The organism is Kitasatospora sp. DSM 101779 (assembly GCF_025655475.1).
In the GTDB taxonomy this organism is placed as follows: Bacteria; Actinomycetota; Actinomycetes; order Streptomycetales; family Streptomycetaceae; genus Kitasatospora.
On sequence record NZ_JAHTIK010000001.1, the window covers coordinates 6,465,322 to 6,487,601 of the forward strand.

The window sequence follows — 22,280 nt, forward strand, 5'->3', positions numbered from 1 at the left end:
GCCGTCATCCACCCCGAGGGGATGCTCCAGCGCCGCAGCGCCGAGCACTGGGCCGGCCGGCTCTACATGCGGAAGATCTCGCTGCGGATCACCCGCGTCCTCAGCACCGTCACGGCGATCACGCCCAACGGGCTGACCTACCTGATGATGTTCACCGGCATCCTGGCCGGCGCCGCCCTGGTGATCCCGGGCATCACGGGCGCCGTCCTGGGCGCCCTGCTCATCCAGGTCTACCTGCTGCTGGACTGCGTGGACGGCGAGGTCGCCCGCTGGCGCCGGCAGACCTCGCTCACCGGCGTCTACCTGGACCGGGTCGGCCACTACATGTCCGAGGCCGCGCTGCTCACCGGCCTCGGCCTGCGCGCCGCCGACCTCTTCCACCAGGAGGGCACCGCCACCGCCTGGCAGTGGGCCTTCCTCGGCACCCTGGCCGCGCTCGGCGCGATCCTGATCAAGTCGGAGACCGACCTGGTCGACGTGGCCCGCGCCCGCAGCGGCATGACCGCCGTCGAGGACAGCGCCTCCGTGCCGCGCTCCGCCGGTGTCGCCAAGGCCCGCCGGGCCGCCTCGCTGCTGAAGTTCCACCGCCTGATCGGTGCGGTCGAGGCCTCGCTGTTCATCCTCGCCGCGGGCATCGCCGACCAGGTGCACGGCGGCATCTTCTTCACCCGCCTGGCCGTGGTGGTGCTCGCCGCGATCGCCATGCTGCAGACCGTGCTGCACCTGCTGAGCATCGTCCTGTCGAGCAGGCTGCGATGAGCGACGCGCTGCGGCTCGGCGCCGTCATCATCACCCAGGGCAACCGCCCGGCGGAGCTGGGCGCCCTCATCGACTCCGTCCGCGCCCAGGACGGCCCACCGGTCGAGATGGCCGTGGTCGGCAACGGCGCCCCGCTGCCGCCGCTGCCCGCGGACGTCCGCACCGCCGAGACGCCGGAGAACCTCGGCATCCCCGGCGGCCGCAACGTCGGCATCGAGCTCTTCGGCCCGGACGGCCGGGACGTCGACGTGGTGCTGTTCCTCGACGACGACGGCCTGCTGCCCAACCGCGACTCCGCGGAGCTGCTGCGCCGTGCCTTCTCCGAGGACCCGCGGCTCGGCATCGTCTCCTTCCGGATCGCCGACCCGGACACCGGCGTCACCCAGCGCCGGCACGTCCCGCGGCTGCGCGCCAGCGACCCGCTGCGTTCGTCCCGGGTGACCACCTTCCTGGGCGGCGCCAGCGCCGTGCGGACGGCGGTCTTCCCGCAGGCCGGTCAGCTCCCCGGCGAGTTCTTCTACGCGCACGAGGAGACCGACCTGGCCTGGCGCGCGCAGGACGCCGGCTGGGCCATCGACTACCGGGCCGACGTGGTGCTGCACCATCCCACCACCTCGCCGGCCCGGCACGCCTCGTACTTCCACAACGTGGCCCGCAACCGCGTGTGGCTGGCCCGGCGGAACCTTCCGGCCCCGCTGGTGCCTCTCTACCTGGGAAGCTGGTTCCTGCTCACCCTGGCCCGCCGCCCGTCCGGTGACGCGCTCAAGGCCTGGCTGGGCGGATTCCGGGCCGGCTGGGCGGAACCCTGCGGTCCGCGACGGCCGATGCGATGGCGTACTGTATGGCGATTGACCCGCCTGGGCCGACCGCCGATCATCTGATCGCTGCCACCGGCAAGCCCCCCTGCCGGTCGAACCAAACTCCGTGATCAAGGACGAATGTGTCGACATTGAGTGACCCGCTCAGCCTCTCGGCCCCGAGGGGTGCCGACGCGGGCCTGACCCCCCAGCAGCTCGTGGCCAAGTACGGCCTGACGGTGAGCGGGGCGCGGCCACCGCTGCCCAAGTACGTGCAGCAGCTGTGGTCCCGGCGCCACTTCATCATGTCCTTCGCGACCGCCAGGCTGGTCGCGCAGTACAGCACGGCGAAGCTCGGCCAGGTCTGGCAGGTCGTGACCCCGCTGCTCAACTGCGTGGTCTACTTCCTGGTCTTCGGCCTGATCCTCTCGGGCAGCAAGTCGATCGGCAACTACGTTCCGTGGCTGTGCATCGGCGTCTTCATCTTCCAGTTCATCCAGACCGCGGTGCAGAGCGGAACCCGCTCGATCTCCGACAGCCTGGGCCTGATCCGGGCGCTGCACTTCCCCCGTGCGTGCCTGCCGATCGCCTTCACCATCATCCAGCTGCAGCAGCTGCTGATCTCGATGGTGGTGCTGGTCGGCATCGTGCTGGCCAGCGGGATCACGCCCGGTCTGAGCTGGCTGCTGGTCGTCCCGGCCATCGCCCTGCTGTGCCTGTTCAACACGGGCATCGCGCTGGCCATGGCCCGGGTCGGTGCGAAGACCACCGACATGGCGCAGCTGATGCCGTTCATCCTGCGCACCTGGATGTACCTCTCGGGCGTGTTCTACAGCATCGAGCGGAACATCGAGAGCTGGCCGAAGTGGATCCAGCTGGCCGCCGACGTGAACCCGGCGGCGGTCTACATGGACCTAGTCCGGTTCGCGTTCGACCCGAGCATCGACAACCGTCACTCGCTGCCGCCGCACGTCTGGGCCGTGGCGGTCGCCTGGGCACTGGTCGCCTTCGTGCTCGGTTTCGTGTTCTTCTGGAAGGCGGAGGAGGAGTACGGCCGTGGCTGACACCGCAACGACCAACGTCAAGGAGGCGGCTCCGGTGGACGCCCAGCTGGCTCGCGTGCCCACCGTCGTCGTGGACGACGTCCACATCGTCTACAAGGTGCACGGCGCGGGTTCCGGCCGGGGCAGCGCCACCTCGGCGCTGAGCCGGATCATCTCGCGCAAGCGCTCGCCCGCCATCCGCGAGGTGCACGCCGTCCGCGGCGTCAGCTTCGTGGCGTACAAGGGCGAGGCGATCGGCCTGATCGGCTCCAACGGCTCCGGCAAGTCGACCATGCTGGCCGCCATCGCGGGCCTGCTGCCGACCGAGAAGGGCGGCATCTACACCAACGGGCAGCCCTCGCTGCTCGGTGTGAACGCCGCGCTGATGAACGACCTGACCGGCGACCGCAACGTGGTGCTGGGCTGCCTGGCGATGGGCATGTCCCCCGCCGAGGTGCGGTCCCGCTACCAGGACATCGTCGACTTCTCGGGCATCAACGAGAAGGGCGACTTCATCACCCTGCCGATGCGCACGTACTCCTCCGGCATGGCCGCCCGCCTGCGGTTCTCCATCGCCGCGGCGAAGACGCACGACGTGCTGCTGATCGACGAGGCGCTGGCCACCGGTGACCAGAAGTTCCAGAAGCGCTCCGAGGCCCGCATCCGCGAGCTGCGCAAGGAGGCCGGCACGGTCTTCCTGGTGAGCCACAACAACAACGCGATCCGCGACACCTGCGAGCGCACCATCTGGATCGAGAAGGGCGAGCTCGTCATGGACGGGCCGACCGACGTCGTGGTGAAGGCGTACGAGCGCGGCGAGCGCCCCTGAGGGGTTCGCGGCGACCTCGCCGAGGCCGGTGCCGGGAGTCTTCCCGGCACCGGCCTCGGCGTGATCGGACACAGTGCCCGGTACGCGTGTCCGAAGGGGACCGCCGGGCGACAGCGGTGTAGAACGGGGGAGTGACGGCAGTGGTGGCTTCGGCCAAATCAGACAATCAGACAGACGGCGCCACGTTGCAGAAGGCGGACCTGGAGAACTTCCCGGTCGCGCCCTCCTTCCTGCCCGCCGCCTGGCGGACCGACCTGATGGCGGTCTACGGCTTCGCCCGGCTGGTCGACGACGCCGGCGACGGCGACCTCGCCGAGCCGGAGCGGGTGGCCGCGCTGCTGGACGTCCCGGTCGTCGCCGACCGCACCGCCTTCCGGCTCGGCCTGCTGGACGGCCTGGAGCGGGACCTCGACCGCGCCTTCGAGACCGCCCTCGGCCAGGGCGGCGAGCAACCCCGCCACCCGCTGATGAAGGCGCTCGTCCCGCTCGCCGACCGCCACCCGGTCACCCCGGAGCCGTTCCGCCGCCTGATCGAGGCCAACCGGGTCGACCAGACCACCACCCGCTACGCCACCTACCGCGACCTGATCGGCTACTGCACCCTCTCCGCCGACCCGGTCGGCCGGCTGGTGCTCGCCATCGCCGGAGTCGCCACCCCCGAGCGCATCGCCCTCTCCGACGCGATCTGCAGCGGCCTGCAGATCGTCGAGCACATCCAGGACGTCGCCGAGGACCTCGGCCGCGGCCGGATCTACCTGCCCGCCGACTCGATGGAGCGGTTCGGCGTCACCGAGGACGACCTCGCCGAGCCCACCGCGGGCCCCCGGGTCCGCGAGCTGATCGCCTTCGAGGCCGAGCGCGCCCGGACCCTGCTCGACCGCGGCGCCCCGCTGGTGGGTACGGTTCACGGGAGGCTACGGCTGCTGCTCGCGGGATTCACCGCGGGCGGGTACGCGGCCCTGGCGGCCGTCGAGGACGCCGGGTACGACGTGCTCGCCCGGCAGCCCAAGCCGGACAAGCGCCGCCTCGCGCTGCGGGCGGCGGCACTCTTCGCGAAGGGAAGGTGAACGCCCGAGTGGCGGCATCACCACTGGCGTCGGCGCCGGTCATGGCGGCCTACCGGTACTGCGAGGCGGTCACCGCGCTGCAGGCCCGCAACTTCAGCTACGGGATCCGGCTGCTGCCCGAGCCCAAGCGCCTCGCCATGTCCGCGCTCTACGCCCTGGCCCGCCGGGTGGACGACATCGGCGACGGCGACCTGCCCGAGGACCGCAAGGCCGAGCAGCTGATGCGCACCCGCGAGCTGCTGGACGAGGTCCGGGCCGGCGCGGTCGGCGAGGACGACACCGACCCGGTCAAGGTCGCCCTCGCGGACGCCGCCCGGCGCTTCCCGATCCCGCTCGGCGGCTTCGACGAGCTGATCGACGGCGTCGAGATGGACCTCAAGGGCGTCGAGTACCGGACGTACGAGGACCTCAAGGTCTACTGCCGCTGTGTCGCCGGCGCCATCGGCCGGCTGTCGCTCGGGGTGTACGGCTGCGACGACCCCGAGCTCGGCGCGCACTACGCCGACACCCTCGGGCTCGCCCTGCAGCTCACCAACATCCTGCGCGACCTGCGCGAGGACGCCGCCAACGGCCGCACCTACCTGCCCACCGAGGACCTCGTCCGGTTCGGCTGCCAGGAGGGCTTCGCGCTGTCCGAGCCGCCGGTCGGCGCGGACTTCACCGGGCTGATCGCCTTCGAGGCGCAGCGGGCCCAGCAGGCCTTCGAGGAGGGCCTGCGGCTGCTGCCGATGCTGGACCGCCGCAGCCGCGCCTGCACCGCCGCGATGGCCGGCATCTACCACCGCCTGCTCGGCCGGATCGCGGCCGAACCGGAGTCCGTCCTGCGCGGCCGGGTCTCCCTGCCGGGTTGGGAGAAGGCGTACGTCGCGCTGTCCGGGCTCGCCGGAGGGCGTTCTTGATTCTTCCGCCAGTTATGTCACGCTGTGTCAACAGGGAATCACGGGCATATGCAGTGATGTTGTCCACGAAACGACGGCGAGACCAGGGCCGGGACCAGGGCAGGGGGTGGCACCGATGACCGCACGGACGACGGCCGAGCGGCCCACCGCCGTCGTGGTCGGCGGCGGGCTCGCCGGCATCACCGCGGCCCTGCGCCTCGCCGAGGCCGACCACCGGGTCACCCTGCTGGAGACCAGGCCCCGGCTCGGCGGCCTCGCCTTCTCCTTCCGCCGCGGCGACCTGGTCGTCGACAACGGTCAGCACGTGTTCCTGCGCTGCTGCACCGCCTACTGCGGCCTGCTGGACCGACTGGGCGCGGGCCGTCTGGTGGATCTCCAGCCGCGCCTCGACGTCCCCGTGCTCTCCGTGGCCCCAGACGGGCGGCGCACCTTCGGCCGGCTGCGCCGCGCGGGCCTGCCGGTGCCGCTGCACCTGGCCGCCAGCCTCGCCGGGTACCCGCACCTCGGCCCGGCCGACCGGCTGCGCGTGGTGCGCGCCGCCCTCGCCCTGCAGGCGCTCGACCTCGCCGACCCGGCGCTGGACGCGATCTCCTTCGGCGCCTGGCTGCGCCGGCAGGGCCAGACCCCGGCCACCGTCGCGGCGCTGTGGGACCTGGTCGGCGTCGCCACGCTGAACGCCACCGCCGAGCAGACCTCGCTGGCGCTGGCCGCCATGGTCTTCAAGACCGGGCTGCTCTCCGACCCGGGCGCCTCGGACATCGGCATGGCCAAGGTGCCGCTCGGCCGGATCCACCACGACGCCGCCCTGGCCGAGCTGGAGCGCCTCGGCGTACAGGTGCGGCTGCGCACCCGTGCCGCCGAGATCAAGCCCGCCGACCGGCACGGCGTCCGGCTGGAGGACGGCGAGCTGCTCGCCGCCGACACCGTGGTGCTCGCCGGCGCGCAGGAGTCCGCCGCCGCCCTGCTGCCGCCGGGCGCGATCCGCGACCAGCAGCGGATCTCCGGGCTCGGCCACGCACCGATCCTCAACGTGCACGTGGTGTACGACCGCACCCTGCTGCGCCGCCCGTTCTTCGCCGCGCTGGGCTCGCCCGTGCAGTGGGTGTTCGACCGGACGGCCCATTCGGGTCTGGCCGTTCCCGGTGCCCAGTACCTGGCGCTGTCACAGTCCGCCGTGCAGGCCGAGATCGACCTGCCGGTGGCCGAGCTGCGCGAGCGCTACCTGCCGGAGCTGGCCCGGCTGGTGCCCGGCGCCCGCGAGGCGGAGGTGCTGGACTTCTTCGTCACCCGCGAGCGCACGGCCACCTTCGACCCGGCCCCCGGCACCGCCCCGCTGCGGCCCGCCGCGGCCACCGACATCCCCGGCCTCCTGCTGGCCGGTTCGTGGACGGCCACCGGCTGGCCCGCGACCATGGAGAGTGCGGTGCGCAGCGGCCACGCCGCCGCGGACACCGCGCTCGCCCGCACCGGTCGGCGCCTGCCGGCCGACCGCGGCGACGGGCGGTGGCCGCGATGACGCCGCCCCGCCGGACGACCACAGACACCGCACCACGCCTGGCGCCCACAGCGGCCGGGCATTCGCACGGAGAGGGAACGTACGTGGAGGCTCGCACCCAGGGCGCCGGCTCGGTGAAGGACACCCCGTCGGTGCTGGACCTGCTGGCACGCGGCCGGACCATGTGCACCCCGTCGCTGAAGTCCGCCGTCGCCCGTTTGGCCGCACCGATGGACACCGTCGGCGCCTACCACTTCGGCTGGATCGACCGGGACGGCCGGCCCGCGGCGGGCGACGGCGGCAAGGCCGTGCGGCCCGCGCTGGCACTGCTGTCGGCCGAGGCGGCCGGTGCGGCGGCCGAGGCCGGCGTGCCCGGGGGCGTCTCCGTCGAGCTGGTGCACAACTTTTCGCTGCTCCATGATGATCTGATGGACGGTGACGAGACCCGGCGGCACCGGGCCACCGCGTGGACGGTCTTCGGACCGGCCCAGGCGATCCTGGTCGGCGACGCGCTCGCCACGCTGGGTACCGAGGTGCTGCTCGACGCGGCGGTCACGGGCACGGCGACCGCCGCGGACGCCGCACGCGCCGTCCGGCTGATCACCAGCGCCACCCGCAAGCTCATCGACGGCCAGGCCATGGACGTCGCCTTCGAGCAGCGCGACGTGGTGACGGTGGAGGAGTGCCTGGAGATGGAGGGCGGCAAGACCGGCGCCCTGCTCGCCGCCTCCGCCGCGATCGGTGCCGTGCTCGCGGGTGCCGACGACCGCGTCTCCGACGCGCTGCAGCGCTACGGGCACCACCTCGGCCTGGCCTTCCAGGCGGTCGACGACCTGCTCGGCATCTGGGGCGCGACCGAGGTCACCGGCAAGCCGCACTGGGGCGACCTGCGCCAGCGCAAGAAGTCGCTGCCGGTGTGCGCCGCGCTCGCCGAGGGCGGCGCCGCCTCCCGCAGGCTCGCCGACCAGCTGGCCGACCCGCGGGGCCGCGGCGAGGAGAGCGAGCAGGTGCTCGCCGCCCGCGCCGGGCTGATCGAGGAGGCCGGCGGCCGGGCCTGGACCCAGGACGAGGCCCGCCGGCAGCACCAGACCGCCCTCGCCGCACTGGACGAGGTGCCGATGACCGACGAGGTGCGCGAGCACTTCGTCGCACTCGCCGAATTCGTGGTGGTACGAGAGAGGTGACGTGAATTGACAGCAACCGCGGGCGGCCGGCTCGACCCCGAGTACGATTCCGAGCCGGTCGCGGTGGGCGACCGCCCTCCCGACCGGGTGGCCGACCGTCAGGTGCCGGTGCCGGACGGCCTCGTCCCGCCTCCCGAGGAGGCGCGGGCCGCCGACGGCCAGGCTCCGGTAGGACGATCGGACGATGTGCCGGCCGGGGCGGTGCTGGCCCGGGCCACCGCCCACCTGCTGTCACTGCAGAACCCGGACGGCTGGTGGAAGGGCGACCTGGAGACCAACGTCACCATGGACGCCGAGGACCTTTTACTGCGTGAGTTCCTGGGCATCCGCACCGCGGACCAGACCCGGGCCACGGCAGCCTGGATCCGCTCGCAGCAGCGCGCGGACGGCACCTGGGCGACCTTCCACGGCGGCCCTCCCGAACTGTCCACCACCGTCGAGGCGTACGTCGCCCTGAAACTCGCCGGGGACGACCCCGGCGCCGGGCACATGCAGGCCGCCGCCCGGTACGTCCGGGAGCACGGCGGAATCGCGGCCACCCGGGTCTTCACCCGCATCTGGCTCGCCCTGTTCGGCTGGTGGCCCTGGCAACGCCTCCCCGAACTCCCCCCGGAGATCCTCTTCCTGCCCAGCTGGGCCCCGCTCAACATCTACGCCTTCGGCCAGTGGGCCCGGCAGACCATCGTCCCGCTGACCGTGGTCTCCGCCCACCGCCCGGTACGCCCGGCCCCGTTCGACCTCACCGAACTGCACACCGACCCGGCCGACCCGTACCCGGTCCCGCCCCTGGCCCCCGCCGCCAGCTGGGAGGGCCTCTTCCAGCGCCTCGACCGGCTGATGCACCACTACCACCGGTACGCGGTGCGGCCGCTGCGCCGCAGCGCGCTCGCCCGGGCCGGCCGCTGGATCGTCGACCGCCAGGAGGCGGACGGCTGCTGGGGCGGCATCCAACCGCCCGCCGTCTACTCCCTGATCGCCCTGCACCTGCTCGGCTACCGGCTCGACCACCCGGTGATGAAGGCCGGCCTGGCCGCCTTCGACGGCTTCACCGTGCACACCGAGGACGGCAGACGCTGGATGGAGGCCTGCCAGTCCCCGGTCTGGGACACCTGCCTGGCCACCATCGCGCTGCGCGACGCCGGGCTGCCCGCCGACGACCCGGCCGTCGTCCGGGCCGCCGACTGGATGCTCGACGAGGAGATCACCACCCGCGGCGACTGGTCGGTCAAACGGCCGCGCCTGGCGCCCGGAGGCTGGGCCTTCGAGTTCCACAACGACACCTACCCCGACATCGACGACACCGCCGAGGTCGTGCTGGCCCTGCGCCGGGTCGCCCATCCGGAGCCCTCGCGGCTGAACGGCGCCGTCGAGCGCGCCGTCCGCTGGTGCCTCGGCATGCAGTCCCGCGACGGCGCGTGGGGCGCCTTCGACGTCGACAACACCAGTCCGCTCCCCAACAAGCTGCCGTTCTGCGACTTCGGCGAGGTCATCGATCCGCCCTCGGCCGACGTCACCGCCCACGTGGTGGAGATGCTCGCCGAGGTCGGCGGCGCCGCCGACCCACGGGCGCTGCGCGGCATCGCCTGGCTGCTCGACCACCAGGAGGACGACGGCTCCTGGTTCGGCCGCTGGGGCACCAACTACATCTACGGCACCGGCTCGGTGCTGCCCGCGCTGGTCGCCGCCGGGATCCGCGGCGACCACCCGGCCGTCCGCCGCGCCGTGCACTGGCTGGAGAGCCGGCAGAACCCGGACGGCGGCTGGGGCGAGGACATGCGCTCCTACGACGACCCGGCCACCTGGGCCGGGCGCGGCGACTCCACCGCCTCGCAGACCGCCTGGGCGCTGATGGCGCTGCTCGCGGCCGGCGAGGCACCGAACGGCCCGGGCAGCGGCAGCGAGGCCGTGGAACGCGGCGTCGCCTGGCTGGCCCGCACCCAGCGCGCCGACGGCACCTGGGACGAGCCGCAGTTCACCGGGACGGGCTTCCCGTGGGACTTCTCGATCAACTACCACCTGTACCGCCTGGTGTTCCCGGTGACGGCGCTCGGCAGGTACGTGACCGGGCGGCCGCTCGGGGCAGGAGGCGGTGACCGGTGAGAAAACGTCACTTCACCGAGACGGCCGGAGGTGTGCGATGAGGGGTGAACCCCTGCTGGTGCTGTGCGCGCTCGGGCCGGAGGCCTGGGCCCTGCGCGGCGGCGACTGGGCCGGTGCGATCGGCGGCTCGCCCGTCCTGGTCCGCACCGGGATCGGCCGCGGCCGCGCAGGGCAGGCCGTCCGGACCCTGCTCTCCACCGGTGACTACGGAGCCCTGGTTGTCGCCGGGTTCGGCGCCTCCGTCGCCCCCGGCACCGCCCCCGGCGAGGTCATCGTCGCGGACGCCGTCCGCGACTCCGAGGGCGGGCGCTTCGCGCTCGACAGCGCCCCCACCCTCGCCAAGGCCCTGCAGGCCTGCGGCCTGACCACGCACACCGGCCTGCACCACACCGCCGACCACGTGGTCCGCGGCGCCCAGCGCCGGGCGCTGCACGCCCGCGGCGCCCTCGCCGTCGACATGGAGGCCGCCGCCGTCCTCGCCGCCCGCGCCGAGACCCGGCCCGAGCTGCCGGCCGCGGTGCTGCGGGTGGTCGTCGACACTCCCGAACGCGAGTTGATCCGGCCGGGCACCCTGCCGGCCGGCGTGCACGCCTGGCGCGCCCTGCGCGCCGCCGTGCCGGCCCTCACCGAGTGGCACCGCCTGGTCGCCACCGCAGCACCCCGTCCACCACAGCCCTCGACACTCCCGCAGGAGGCGAGTTAGCCATGGCCATGCCGCTGCGTCAGTCCGTCCGCGTCTCCACCTACCTGCTTCAACAGAAGCTCAGGCGCCGTGAGAAGTTCCCCCTGATCGTCGAACTGGAGCCGCTGTACGCCTGCAACCTGGCCTGCGAGGGCTGCGGCAAGATCCAGCACCCGGCCGGGGTGCTCAAGCAGCGGATGCCGGTCGCCCAGGCGGTCGGCGCCGTCCTCGAGTCGGGGGCGCCGATGGTCTCCATCGCCGGCGGCGAGCCGCTGATGCACCCCCAGATCGACGAGATCGTCCGCCAGCTGGTCGCCCGCCGCAAGTACGTCTTCCTCTGCACCAACGCCCTGCTGATGCGCAAGAAGCTCGACAGATTCACTCCTTCGCCGTACTTCACCTTCACCGTCCACATCGACGGCCTGCGCGAGCGGCACGACGCCTCGGTCGCGAAGGAGGGCACCTTCGACGAGGCGGTGGAGGCGATCCGGGAGGCCAAGCGGCGCGGCTTCCGGGTCACCACCAACTCCACCTTCTTCAACACCGACACCCCGCAGACCATCATCGAGGTGCTCGACTACCTCAACGACGAGCTCAAGGTCGACGAGATGATGATCTCCCCGGCCTACGCTTACGAGAAGGCGCCCGACCAGGACCACTTCCTCGGCGTCGAGCAGACCAGGGAGCTCTTCCGCAAGGCCTTCTCCGGCGGCAACCGCCGCCGCTGGCGGCTCAACCACAGCCCGCTCTTCCTGGACTTCCTGGAGGGCAAGGTCGACTTCGACTGCACCGCCTGGGGCATCCCCAACTACTCGCTCTTCGGATGGCAGCGCCCCTGCTACCTGATGGCCGACGGGTACGTCCCCACCTACCGCGAGCTCATCGAGAAGACCGACTGGGACAAGTACGGCCGCGGCCGGGACCCGCGCTGCGACAACTGCATGGCCCACTGCGGCTACGAACCCACCGCCGTGCTCGCCACCATGGGGTCGCTCAAGGAGTCCCTGCGCGCCGCCCGGGAGACCCTGGGCTCCGGCCGGATCAACTGACGTCCGCGCCCCCGGGCGTGCGCCCCGGCGCGCGCCCGGGCGCACGGACAACAGGCGAGCTGCCCGCCCCGGCCGCACCCTGGACACAGACGGTCATCGCTCTCCACCGAGTCGCGAGGTGAAGCCATGTCACTCCTGTCCACCATCAAGGGGCCCACCGACCTGAGACGCCTGCCCGCCGGCGACCTCCCCCTCCTCGCCGACGAGATCCGCGACTTCCTGATCGACGCCGTCACCCGCACCGGAGGCCATCTCGGACCCAACCTCGGCGTGGTCGAACTGACCATCGCCGTCCACCGCGTCTTCGACTCCCCGCGCGACCGCATCCTCTGGGACACCGGCCACCAGGCCTACGTCCACAAGCTCCTCACCGGCCGCCAGGACTTCACCCGCCTGCGCGGCCGCGGCGGCCTCTCCGGCTATCCCTCGCGCGCCGAGTCCGACCACGACCTCATCGAGAACTCGCACGCCTCCACCGCCCTCGGCTACGCCGACGGCATCGCCAAGGCCAACCAGCTGCTCGGCCGCACCGACCGCCACACCGTCGCCGTCGTCGGCGACGGCGCACTCACCGGCGGCATGGCCTGGGAGGCCCTGAACAACATCGCCGAGGCCGACGACCGCCCGCTGGTCATCGTCGTCAACGACAACGAGCGCTCCTACGCCCGCACCATCGGCGGCCTCGCCCACCACCTCGCCACGCTGCGCACCACCCGCGGCTACGAACGCTTCCTCGCCTGGGGCAAGGAGGCCCTGCAGCGCACCCCCATCGTCGGCCAGCCCATCTTCGGCGCCCTGCACGGCGCCAAGAAGGGATTCAAGGACGCCTTCGCCCCCCAGGGCATGTTCGAGGACCTCGGCCTCAAGTACGTCGGCCCGATCGACGGCCACGACATCGGCGCCGTCGAACAGGCGCTGCGCCGCGCCAAGCGCTTCGGCGGCCCCGTCATCGTGCACTGCATCACCGAGAAGGGCCGCGGCTACCGCCCCGCCGAACAGGACGAGGCCGACCGCTTCCACGCCGTCGGCGCCATGGACCCGTACACCTGCCTGCCGGTCTCGCCCTCCCGAGGAACCTCCTGGACCTCCGTCTTCGGCACCGAGATGGTCGAACTCGGCAAGGAGCGGTCCGACGTCGTCGCCGTCACCGCGGCCATGCTCCAGCCCGTCGGCCTCGCCGACTTCGCCGCCGCCCACCCCGACCGCACCTTCGACGTCGGCATCGCCGAGCAGCACGCCGTCGCCAGCGCCGCCGGCCTCGCCACCGCCGGCCTGCACCCGGTCGTCGCCGTCTACGCGACCTTCCTCAACCGGGCCTTCGACCAGGTGCTGATGGACGTCGCCCTGCACAAGCTGGGCGTCACCTTCGTCCTCGACCGGGCGGGCGTCACCGGAAACGACGGCGCCTCGCACAACGGCATGTGGGACATGTCGATCCTGCAGGTCGTCCCGGGCCTGCGGCTGGCCGCCCCGCGCGACGCCGAGCAGTTGCGCACCCAGCTCCGCGAGGCCGTCCAGGTCCCCGACGCACCCACCGTGCTGCGCTTCCCGAAAGGCGACCTCGGCCCCGGCGTGCCCGCCCTGGAGCGGGTCGGCGCCGTCGACGTGCTGCACCGCACCGGGTCCGCCCCCGAGATCCTGCTGGTCGCCGTCGGCGCCATGGCCCCCGCCTGCCTCGACGCCGCCGCACTGCTGCTCGCCGAGGGCTTCACCGCCACCGTCGTCGACCCGCGCTGGGTGAAGCCCGTCGACCCCGCCCTGGTCGACCTCGCCGCCGCCCACCGGCTCGTCGTCACCGTCGAGGACAACGGCCGCACCGGCGGCGTCGGTGCCGCCGTCGCCCAGGCCATGCGCGACGCCGGCGTGGACACCCCGCTGCGCGACCTCGGCATCCCCCAGGAGTTCCTGGCGCACGCCGGCCGCGGTGAGATCCTCGAGGAGATCGGACTCACCGGCACCGGAGTCGCCGCCCAGACCGCCGCCCACGCCAAGCGGCTGCTACCGATCCGAGGAGCGAACCAGCACCATGCCGGCTGACCGTCCCACCGGGGGCCTCGACCTCGCTGCCCTGCTCGCCGACCGCGCCGCCGAGCGCTACGAGCTGCACGCCAAGTACCTCAACCCGCAGCTGCCGCGGATGCTGCACACCATCGGCTTCGACAAGTACTACGAGCGTGCCGAGGGCCCGTACTTCTACGACGCCGAGGGCAACGAGTACCTGGACATGCTGGCCGGGTTCGGGATCTTCGCGCTGGGCCGGCACCACCCCGTGGTGCGCGCCGCCGTGCAGCAGGTGATGGACCTCGGGCTGCCCGACCTCACCCGCTTCGACTGCGCCCCGCTGCCGGGCCTGCTCGCCGAGCGGCTGATCGCCGAAGCCCCTGGCCTGGACCGGGTGTTCTTCGGCAACAGCGGCACCGAGGCGGTCGAGACCGCGCTCAAGTTCGCCCGTTGCGCCACCGGCCGCCGGCGGATCCTCTACTGCGACCACGCCTTCCACGGCCTGACGGCGGGCTCGCTCTCGGTCAACGGAGAGAGCGGCTTCCGCAAGGGGTTCGAGCCGCTGCTGCCGGACACCGCGGTGCCGCTCGGCGACCTCGTGGCGCTGGAGAAGGAGTTGAAGAAGGGCGATGTCGCCGCGCTGATCGTCGAACCGATCCAGGGCAAGGGCGTGAACGCCGCCCCGCCCGGCTGGCTGCGCGCCGCGCAGGAACTGCTGCACGCCCACAAGGCGCTGCTGATCTGCGACGAGGTGCAGACCGGCATCGGCCGCACCGGCGACTTCTTCGCCTACCAGCACGAGGAGGGCGTGCGACCCGACCTGGTCTGCGCGGCCAAGGCGCTCTCCGGCGGCTACGTGCCGATCGGTGCCACCCTCGGCAAGGACTGGATCTTCGACAAGGTGTACTCGTCGATGGACCGGGTGCTGGTGCACTCCGCCAGCTTCGGCTCCAACGCGCAGGCGATGGCGGCCGGCCTCGCGACGCTCCACGTGATGCGCGACGAGCAGGTGGTGGCCAACGCCCGCAAGGTGGGCGACCTCTTCCGTACCCGGCTCGCCGAACTCGTCGACCGCTACGAGCTGCTGGCCGACGTCCGGGGCCGCGGGCTGATGATCGGCATCGAGTTCGGCCGGCCCAAGTCGCTGAAGCTGCGCACCGGGTGGACGGCGCTGCAGGCCGCCCGCAAGGGGCTGTTCGCCCAGATGGTGGTCGTGCCGCTGCTGCAACGGCACCGGATCCTCACCCAGGTGTCCGGCGACCACCTGGAGGTGATCAAGCTGATCCCGCCGCTGATCATCACCGAGAAGGAGGTCGACCGCTTCGTCGACGCCTTCACCGAGGTGATGGACGAGGCACACCGCGGCAGCGGCCTGATGTGGGACTTCGGCCGCACCCTGGTCAAGCAGGCGGTCGGCGGGCGGTGAATGGACCTCAGGGCGTTTCCCCGAAGGCGCACGGTGCGGCTCGATCGACCACCCGTGCGCCTTCGAGGACGGCTGCCGGCGTGTCTCAGCGCGGCGGCTCGATCTCGGTGAAGCCGCCGCCGAGCAGGCGGGCGTCGACGCCGTCCGGCGGCAGTTCGCCGTGCTCGGCGACCACCTCGGCGGCGTACGCCTCGGCGTCGTCCTGCGGCTCGTAGCCGAGCGCCCGGGCCGGCGCCAGGTCCCACCAGGCGCGGGTGTTGGCGCTGATGCCGTTGACCACCACGTGCCCCTCGACGGGGGCGGTGAGCGCGGCGTGCACCAGCCTGGCGCAGTCGGCGGGGCTGAGCCAGGTGGAGAGCATCCGGGTGGAGCGCGGCTTCGGGAAGCACGAGCCGATCCGGATCGAGACGGTGTCGATGCCGTACTTGTCGGCGTAGAGCTGGGCCAGGCCCTCGCCGAACACCTTGGACAGGCCGTAGTAGGTGTCGGGCCGGGGCGGTACGTCGGTGCCGATCAGGCCCCTACCGCCTGTGCCGAGGCCGTCCAGCGGGGTGAAGCCGACCGCGTGGTTGGAGCTGGCGAAGACCACCCGTCGCACGCCCTCCAGCCGGGCGGCCTCGTAGAGCTGGTAGGTGCCCTCGATGTTGGCGCCGAGGATGCGGGCGAAGGTGTCCTCCAGCGAGATGCCGCCGAGGTGCACGACGGCGTCCACACCGCGGACGGCCGCGCGGACGGCGTCGGCGTCCCGCAGGTCGAAGGCGAGGGCGTCCGGGGCGTCGGGGATCGGGGCGAGATCGGCGAGCCGGAGGCGGTGGCCGTACGGCGGCAGCAGCTCGCGCAGCATGGTGCCGACGCCGCCGGCCGCGCCGGTGAGCAGGATGGTCCGTGGCATCGTCAGTCCGTGGTGATCGTGTGGCGCTCGGTGCGGTCGATGTCGATCCGGGCCGAATCCGGGCCGAATCCGGGCCGACGTGGTCTCCGGGCCCGGCCGGTCGGCCGGCTGGTGCCATGCTCGTCCATCGCGTCCACGATCGCGGGGAGGTGCGGCGGCACGGCGTCGAAGTCGGTGGGAGCAGCCCGCGCCCGTACCGGCCGGTCGTCGGTGGCTCCGCCGAGCAGGGAGAGGCTGCCGGACGCGGACCTGGCGACGGTGCGTGGGCTGCTGAGGCCGGCCGAACGGGTCCGGGCCCCGACCGGAGGACGGTCGGGGCCCGGAGGGCCGTGGACGGGTCAGGGGCGGGTGCACAGGCCCGAGGCCTGCACGGCGGCGAGGATCTTCTCCGAGACCTCCGGGCCGAAGCCCTGCGGGTGCGCGGCGGAGATGAAGGTGCTGCCGGTCACCTCGACCAGCTTGGCGCGGTCCTTGGGGTAGTTGTAGACGGCCTGGCACTCCTTGCGGGCCGCCTCCACCGTCTTCTCCGGGCCCGCCGAGACGATGTCCGGGTCGAGCGCCTTCAGCGCCGCGACCAGCTTGGCGGCGGTGTCCGCGTCGGGCTTGGCGGGCAGGCCGGCGTCCGACGGCGGCGCGGGCTTGGGGCCGGTCGGCGTGGCTGCCGCGGCGGCGTCGGAGGCGGCGGCCCCGGAGGCGGCCGGGGTGGCGGGAGCGGCGGCGGAGGCAGGGGCGGCGGGGTCGGCCTTCGGTGCGGAGCCGGTGGAGCCGGAGCAGCCGGCCAGCCCGAGTGCGGCGACGGCCGCGACGACCACGGTGAGGGAGCGTGTGCGCATGGCGGACAGACTGTCATGCCCTCGGCGATCGGGGGAGGGGTGTGCCGGGATTGCGAGGACCCAGGAGGTGCCGGGTGGCCGGGGTGGGCACCGACACGCTCACCGCGCGGGGTGCCCCGGTGGGGGACGGCCGTGCGGCCCGACCCCCTCGGAGATCGCCGCGCCGGGTCTCACAGCTCGGTGCGGCGCCGTCGGACCACCACGTACAGGTCCACCGCGGCGAACACCGTCAGCACCCCGGACAGCACCGCGAAGCCCGCCAGCGCGCCGCTGCTCGGCAGGTCGGATCCGGTGCTGCGGGACGCCCAGAGAGCGAAGCCCGCCGTCATCGCCACGAACACCGGCAGGAAGAGCACGGACAGCAGGAAGCGCAGCTTCAGATCGCTGCGCGCGGTCGCCGGCTCGGTGCCGCTGCGCCAGTACCGGGGTGTCTTCGCCGGGCGCATGGCGCTCACCTCCAGCCCCCCTTCCAGGGTAGGCCCGGGGTTCAGCGCCCGGTGCGCCCGGCCGGGCCGTGGTACAGCGCGGTGATCCACCGGTCCGCGGCGTCCACCAGCGGTTCGGCCAGCGGCAGGGCGAGCAGCACCAGCAGGCCGGCCGTCCAGCCGGCGACCACGTCCGAGATCCAGTGGGTGCCGAGGTAGACCGTGGTGAGGCCGATCGACACCGCCGTCAGCCCGGCCAGCAGCGCCCCGGTGCGCCGCCACCGGACCGCGAGGTAGGCGAGGACGCCCCAGGTCACCACCGCGTTGGCGGTGTGCCCGGACGGGAAGATCGTCCCTCCGGCGAACAGCTCGGGGGAGTCGATGACGTGTGCGTAGTGCGGGCCGAGCCGGCCGGTGATGATCTTGACGCCGCCCACGGTGATGTTGAGGAGCAGCAGGGCGGCGCCCATCACCAGCAGCGGCCGCACCGTGCGGGTGCGCCAGGAACGCCAGCCGAGCCAGAGACAGGCGGCGATCGCGGCCGGGCCGCGCTGGCCCGCCACGATCCACACGTCGAGCAGCGGCTGCACCTCGGGCCACCGCTTGTAGGGCTTCAGCAGCTCCAGCCACCAGTCGAAGCGCACCAGGGCGGTGTCGGCGAGCACCCCGACCACGACCGCCGCGTACACCAGCGCGGTGGCGGCGATCAGCAGCGCGCGCCGGCGGCCGATCGGTGTCCGGGCCGGTACCGTCGGCGGAGCGGACGCGGACCGCCGGTCGAGGGGGGATTCGGTCAGGACTCGCACTCCAGAGACCCTACCCGCTGCCCCGGGGCGGTCCGGGCCGGGTCGGGAAGGGGCCGTGCCCGGCCCCGGGGGGCCTTCGTGGCGGCGGGAGGAACACGAGAGGCCCCGCAGGTGCGGGGCCTCTCGGCGGCGACGGTACGGGCTCCAGGTCAGGGGAGCAGGCGCTCCACGGCGACCCGGCCGTACTTCTGGAGGTCCTGCCGGGCCTTTTCGATCAGCTCCGGCGTCGGGGTTCGACCGGAGGCCATCACCAGGTCCTCGGGGTCGACGGGGTGCTCCGCCCCGGTGTGGAGCAGGTGGTCCGGGGTGGGCATCGATCGGCTGTCAGTGGACTCGGACATGGAGGCCTCCAGTGGTACGAGTGCCGGCCGGGCCGTCGGCGAGCGGTCGGCTGCGGCTCCGCCGCCCTCGTCGGACAGCGGACGTCTGCTACCGAGTGTGGACCATCGGAGGGCCTCGGCGCACTGCGACGCTCGGGTCGGCGCGCCCGCGGCGACCGGCGCGGACGCTCCGCCGCCGCCCGGCGCGGCCCCGGGGCCGCCCGCCCGGCCGCCGGGGCAGTCGGGTGGGGCCTCCCCGCGGGCGGGTCAGCGGGTCAGTCGAGCGGGCCGCCGGCCACGTACAGGACCTGGCCGGAGACGAAGCCGGCGCCCTCGCTCGCCAGGAAGGAGATGGTGTGCGCGATGTCCTCGGGGGTGCCGACCCGGTTCACCGGGATCTGGGTCGCGGCGGCCTGCTTGAACGCCTCGAACTCCATGCCCACCCGGGCGGCGGTGGCAGCGGTCATGTCGGTGGCGATGAAGCCGGGGGCGACCGCGTTCGCGGTGATCCCGAACTTGCCGAGCTCGATCGCCAGGGTCTTGGTGAAGCCCTGCAGACCGGCCTTGGCGGCCGAGTAGTTGGCCTGGCCGCGGTTGCCCTGCGCCGAGGAGGAGGAGAGGTTGACGATGCGTCCGAAGCCGGCGTCCACCATGTGCTTCTGCACCGCACGGGTCATCAGGAAGGCACCCTTGAGGTGCACGTTCATGACGGTGTCCCAGTCGGACTCGGACATCTTGAAGAGCAGGTTGTCCCGGAGCACGCCGGCGTTGTTCACCAGCACCACGGGGGCGCCGAGTTCGGCGGCGATCCGGTCGACGGCCGCCTGCACCTGCTCGGCGTTCGAGACGTCGGCGCCGACGGCGAGTGCACGGCCGCCCGCGGCCACGATGGCGTCCACGGTCTGCTTGCCGGCGGACTCCTCCAGGTCGACCACGGCGACGGCGTAGCCGTCGGCGGCCAGGCGCAGGGCGGTGGCGGCGCCGATGCCGCGGGCGGCACCGGTGACGACGGCGACCCGGGTGGCGGGGGACTGCTCGGTCATGCTCGTACTCGTCTCTCTCGGTGGTGGGACGGGAGGCCGGCACCGAGGCGGCGGCCGACCCGCGCGCCCCGGTCGGTGAGACCGGGGCGAAAGGTGGTACACAGCGCGCTGGGCGCACACCCTACCGGCGGGTAGCCTCATGGGCCAGGGTGTAGAGCCGCAGGTGACGGAGGGTGAGGGCCGACGGCGGCCGGACGGGCGAAACCCGACCTGTCGTGGGCCCGACAGATGGCGGAAATATGCCAACTTTGCCGAACATGCGACTACTATCAGCCCCTGCCTGCCAGGGCGGCTCGACCGTTTGTATAGTGTGCGCCAGCAGCCACCGGCTGCACGGCTGACGCGCCCTCCCACACAGCGGGACGCTTACTCGCCGTTACTGCCCCGCTCGGGTGTCCCACACACACCGAGCGTGACACCGGGACGGATTTCATGGTGCTGGGGGAGATCCCGACAACCCGAGTGACAGGTCGACTGCAGCAGTCGCCCGGTCACCTCATCCGAGTGGCCCAGCAGGTGCACACCCGCTTGTGGTCCGAGCACGTCGGAGCCGATCTGACGGCTCCGCAGTTCGCCGTGCTCCTCGCGCTCGCCCTCGAGCCCGGTGCCGATCAGCGCACCGTGGGCGAACGGGCCTCGCTGGACAAGGCGACGATGGCCGAGATGGTGGCCCGACTCGTCCGGCGCGGCCTGGTGCTGCGCCGGCGCGACCCGGCCGACGGCCGGCGCAAGCTGCTGGCCCTGTCTCAGAACGGCGCCCAGGCGGTCCGCGAGGCCACCGGCGGAGTCGTCCGCGTGCAGCGGACGCTCTTCGAGCCGCTCACCCCCGACGAGCAGATCGAGATCGTCCGGGTCATGGCCAAGATAGCCCGGCTGGAGCCGGCCGCGGTCGCCGCACTGACCGACGCGCGCCCGCTGCTCGACGCCCAGCGGGCGATCGGCTACCTCATCCGGGTGGCCCAGCAGGTGCACACCAAGCTCTGGTCCGAGAAGGTCGGAGCCGATCTGACCGCGCCCCAGTATGCGGTGCTGGAAGCGCTGGAGACGGAGCCGGGTGCGGACCAGCGCACCGTCGGCGAACTCGCCTCGCTCGACAAGGCGACGATGGCCGAGATGGTCAGCCGGCTCGTCCGGCGCGGCCTGGTGCTGCGCCGCCGCGACCCCTCGGACGGGCGGCGCAACCTGCTGTCGCTCTCGCCCGCCGGGCAGGACCTCCTGCACCGGTCGGCGGCCGGGGTGAGAGAGGTGCAGGAACTGCTCCTCTCCCCGCTGGAGCCGGAGGAGCACGAGCCGGCGCTGGCCCTCCTCGCCAAGACCGCCCGGCTGTAGCCCGGACGGAACGATTCGGCAGCGCGCGGCCCCGGCCGCGCAACAGAACGAGGGCCGTCACCTGTGCGGAGTGACGGCCCTCGGTCGTGCCGCGCGGCGGACGACCGTATCCCCCGGGGTACGGCCGTCCACCGCGCGGATCTGTGCCGGCGGCTCAGTTCCAGTCGAAGCCCTGCGGGTCCGGGCCGATCCGGCGGCCGGTGTCGATCGAGGCGATCGCCGCGAGGTCCTCGGCGTCCAGCTCGAAGCCGGCCACGTCGAGGTTCTCCCTGATCCGCGACGGGGTGACCGACTTCGGGATCGCGATGACGCCGCTCTGCAGGTGCCAGCGCAGCACCACCTGGGCCGGGGTGCGGCCGTGCTTGGCGGCCACCTTCGCCAGCGCCGGCTCGTCGAGCAGCGACTTGCCCTGGCCGAGCGGGCTCCACGCCTCGGTCGCGATGCCGTGCTGCGCGTGGAAGGCCCGCAGTTCGTGCTGCGGGAAGTAGGGGTGCAGCTCGACCTGGTTGAGCACCGGGGCCACCGAGCTCTCCTGCAGCAGCACCTCCAGCTGCTGCGGACCGAAGTTGGAGACGCCGATCGAGCGGGCGCGGCCGTCCGCGGCGAGCTGCTCGAAGGCCTTCCAGATGTTGCCGAAGGATCCGTGCATCGGCCGCGGCCAGTGGATCAGGTACAGGTCGACGTAGTCGAGCCCGAGCTTGGCCAGCGAGTCGTCGAACGCGCGGAGCACGGCGTCCCGCCCCTGCTGCCCGGACCAGTCGACGGTGCCCGAGTTCCACAGCTTGGTGGTGACGAACAGCTCCTCGCGGGCCACGCCCGACTCGGCTATCGCCACACCGGTGCCGGTCTCGTTCTCGTACACGGCCGCGGTGTCGATCGAGCGGTAGCCCGCCTCGATCGCCGCGCGGACCGCCGGTGCGGCCTCCGCGTCCGGGACCTGCCAGACGCCGAAACCGAGCTGCGGGATCACCGCGCCGTCGTTGAGCGTGACGCTGGGGATGGTGCTCACGGGAAGGGGTGCCCTCCTGGTCGTCCGATACTTTCCGAGGGCAACCAACCGGTGGGGCGGGGAGAACATTCCCGGACGGCGGAAATTCCCTCGATCCGGTGAGACCTGCGGCCGCCCTGGCCGGAATCCCGCGGGTCGCGCGGAAAACCTGTTGCGTCCGCCACACCCCGGCGGGGACGCTCGGTGACCATGACGTCCTGAACCGTGACCGGCGCCCCGCCTCCCGAAGGCTGTCCGCGCCCGCGCCGGGCCCCCGCCCCGCCCCCGCCTCCTGAAGCCCTGGTCGCACCAC

21 protein-coding genes are annotated in these 22,280 nt (G+C 72.9%); 14 read left to right on the forward strand and 7 right to left on the reverse strand.

Features of this window, described 5'->3' with window-relative positions:
- Window positions 1-21: 21 nt before the first annotated feature.
- The 13 genes from KSNIM_RS29435 (at window position 22) to KSNIM_RS29495 (ending at window position 15,331) form a co-directional block, all read left to right on the forward strand.
- Complete coding sequence (locus KSNIM_RS29435) at window positions 22-759, forward strand: CDP-alcohol phosphatidyltransferase family protein (protein WP_263108157.1); 738 nt, start codon at window positions 22-24, stop codon at window positions 757-759.
- A complete protein-coding gene (locus KSNIM_RS29440) occupies window positions 756-1,640 on the forward strand; it encodes a glycosyltransferase family 2 protein (RefSeq protein ID WP_263106167.1) in 885 nt (294 codons plus the stop codon). Before KSNIM_RS29435 ends, KSNIM_RS29440 begins: the two co-directional genes overlap by 4 nt.
- A 59-nt stretch (window positions 1,641-1,699) precedes the next feature.
- Complete coding sequence (locus KSNIM_RS29445) at window positions 1,700-2,620, forward strand: ABC transporter permease (protein ID WP_263106168.1); 921 nt, start codon at window positions 1,700-1,702, stop codon at window positions 2,618-2,620.
- On the forward strand, window positions 2,613-3,428 hold the full coding sequence (locus KSNIM_RS29450; protein ID WP_263106169.1) for an ABC transporter ATP-binding protein: 816 nt from the start codon (window positions 2,613-2,615) through the stop codon (window positions 3,426-3,428). The genes KSNIM_RS29445 and KSNIM_RS29450 overlap by 8 nt, the downstream gene beginning before the upstream one ends.
- Before the next feature lie 185 nt (window positions 3,429-3,613).
- Window positions 3,614-4,495: a squalene synthase HpnC gene (hpnC, locus tag KSNIM_RS29455; protein WP_411543794.1), complete on the forward strand. Its 882-nt coding sequence runs from the start codon at window positions 3,614-3,616 to the stop codon at window positions 4,493-4,495.
- A 41-nt stretch (window positions 4,496-4,536) separates the two neighbouring features.
- The gene (gene hpnD / locus KSNIM_RS29460; protein ID WP_263108159.1) at window positions 4,537-5,394 is read left to right on the forward strand and encodes a presqualene diphosphate synthase HpnD; all 858 of its coding nucleotides are present in this window, start codon (window positions 4,537-4,539) and stop codon (window positions 5,392-5,394) included.
- 115 nt (window positions 5,395-5,509) lie between these two features.
- A complete protein-coding gene (gene hpnE / locus KSNIM_RS29465; protein WP_263106170.1) occupies window positions 5,510-6,910 on the forward strand; it encodes a hydroxysqualene dehydroxylase HpnE in 1,401 nt (466 codons plus the stop codon).
- 161 nt (window positions 6,911-7,071) lie between these two features.
- Window positions 7,072-8,073, forward strand: a complete 1,002-nt coding sequence (locus tag KSNIM_RS29470) for a polyprenyl synthetase family protein (RefSeq protein WP_263108160.1) — start codon at window positions 7,072-7,074, stop codon at window positions 8,071-8,073.
- Window positions 8,074-8,259: 186 nt separating this feature from the next.
- Window positions 8,260-10,173, forward strand: coding sequence for a squalene--hopene cyclase (shc, locus tag KSNIM_RS29475; RefSeq protein ID WP_263108161.1), 1,914 nt, complete (start codon window positions 8,260-8,262; stop codon window positions 10,171-10,173).
- A 37-nt stretch (window positions 10,174-10,210) separates the two neighbouring features.
- A complete protein-coding gene (locus KSNIM_RS29480) occupies window positions 10,211-10,876 on the forward strand; it encodes a 1-hydroxy-2-methyl-2-butenyl 4-diphosphate reductase (RefSeq protein WP_263106171.1) in 666 nt (221 codons plus the stop codon).
- 2 nt (window positions 10,877-10,878) lie between these two features.
- Window positions 10,879-11,904 carry an adenosyl-hopene transferase HpnH gene (gene hpnH, locus KSNIM_RS29485; protein WP_263106172.1) on the forward strand — a complete coding sequence of 342 codons (1,026 nt, stop codon included), beginning with the start codon at window positions 10,879-10,881 and terminating at the stop codon, window positions 11,902-11,904.
- Window positions 11,905-12,030: 126 nt separating this feature from the next.
- Window positions 12,031-13,941, forward strand: coding sequence for a 1-deoxy-D-xylulose-5-phosphate synthase (gene dxs, locus KSNIM_RS29490; protein WP_263106173.1), 1,911 nt, complete (start codon window positions 12,031-12,033; stop codon window positions 13,939-13,941).
- On the forward strand, window positions 13,931-15,331 hold the full coding sequence (locus tag KSNIM_RS29495; RefSeq protein WP_263106174.1) for an aspartate aminotransferase family protein: 1,401 nt from the start codon (window positions 13,931-13,933) through the stop codon (window positions 15,329-15,331). Before dxs ends, KSNIM_RS29495 begins: the two co-directional genes overlap by 11 nt.
- An 85-nt stretch (window positions 15,332-15,416) precedes the next feature.
- On the opposite strand, the gene KSNIM_RS29500 is transcribed toward KSNIM_RS29495, so the two are convergent.
- The 6 genes from KSNIM_RS29500 to fabG all read right to left on the reverse strand — a co-directional run bounded on the left by KSNIM_RS29500 (window position 15,417) and on the right by fabG (window position 19,650).
- On the reverse strand, window positions 15,417-16,229 hold the full coding sequence (locus KSNIM_RS29500) for an NAD-dependent epimerase/dehydratase family protein (RefSeq protein WP_263108162.1): 813 nt from the start codon (window positions 16,227-16,229) through the stop codon (window positions 15,417-15,419).
- 332 nt (window positions 16,230-16,561) lie between these two features.
- Window positions 16,562-17,056, reverse strand: coding sequence for a hypothetical protein (locus KSNIM_RS29505; protein WP_263106175.1), 495 nt, complete (start codon window positions 17,054-17,056; stop codon window positions 16,562-16,564).
- A gap of 170 nt (window positions 17,057-17,226) precedes the next feature.
- Window positions 17,227-17,502, reverse strand: a complete 276-nt coding sequence (locus tag KSNIM_RS29510) for a DUF6343 family protein (RefSeq protein WP_263108163.1) — start codon at window positions 17,500-17,502, stop codon at window positions 17,227-17,229.
- Between the two features lie 41 nt (window positions 17,503-17,543).
- Entirely contained in the window at window positions 17,544-18,287 is a 744-nt protein-coding gene (locus KSNIM_RS29515; RefSeq protein ID WP_317634069.1) for a phosphatase PAP2 family protein, read from the reverse strand.
- A 149-nt stretch (window positions 18,288-18,436) separates the two neighbouring features.
- The gene (locus KSNIM_RS29520; RefSeq protein WP_030272071.1) at window positions 18,437-18,628 is read right to left on the reverse strand and encodes a hypothetical protein; all 192 of its coding nucleotides are present in this window, start codon (window positions 18,626-18,628) and stop codon (window positions 18,437-18,439) included.
- Between the two features lie 254 nt (window positions 18,629-18,882).
- Window positions 18,883-19,650 (reverse strand): 3-oxoacyl-ACP reductase FabG, encoded by a 768-nt coding sequence (gene fabG, locus KSNIM_RS29525; protein WP_263106177.1) that lies wholly within the window; start codon window positions 19,648-19,650, stop codon window positions 18,883-18,885.
- A gap of 504 nt (window positions 19,651-20,154) precedes the next feature.
- Here fabG and KSNIM_RS29530 point away from each other — a divergent pair.
- A complete protein-coding gene (locus tag KSNIM_RS29530) occupies window positions 20,155-20,979 on the forward strand; it encodes a MarR family winged helix-turn-helix transcriptional regulator (RefSeq protein ID WP_263106178.1) in 825 nt (274 codons plus the stop codon).
- Window positions 20,980-21,133: 154 nt separating this feature from the next.
- Here the strand turns inward: KSNIM_RS29530 and KSNIM_RS29535 are convergent, their stop codons facing one another.
- A complete protein-coding gene (locus tag KSNIM_RS29535; RefSeq protein WP_263106179.1) occupies window positions 21,134-21,988 on the reverse strand; it encodes an aldo/keto reductase in 855 nt (284 codons plus the stop codon).
- Window positions 21,989-22,280 lie beyond the last annotated feature (292 nt).